Below are 233 nucleotides of genomic sequence, written 5' to 3' on the forward strand. Positions count from 1 at the left end.
GGCGGAGCGGACGGGACTCGAACCCGCGACCCCCGGCGTGACAGGCCGGTATTCTAACCAACTGAACTACCGCTCCAAAACGGTTTGTATACACTTAATAAAACTAACAATAGTATAAAAATTATCTGTTTTATTAAGTGTAAACAGTCACTTGAATGGCGGAGCGGACGGGACTCGAACCCGCGACCCCCGGCGTGACAGGCCGGTATTCTAACCAACTGAACTACCGCTCC

Annotated in this window: 2 tRNA genes; both read right to left on the minus strand. The window is 51.5% G+C overall.

Annotation, left to right across the window (positions count from 1 at the left end):
- Positions 1-2: 2 nt before the first annotated feature.
- Positions 3-76, minus strand: a tRNA-Asp gene (locus AAEY97_RS21525).
- An 80-nt stretch (positions 77-156) separates the two neighbouring features.
- Positions 157-233, minus strand: a tRNA-Asp gene (locus tag AAEY97_RS21530).

The sequence above is a fragment of the Shewanella sp. TB7-MNA-CIBAN-0143 genome, assembly GCF_040310065.1.
Classification (GTDB): domain Bacteria; phylum Pseudomonadota; class Gammaproteobacteria; order Enterobacterales; family Shewanellaceae; genus Shewanella.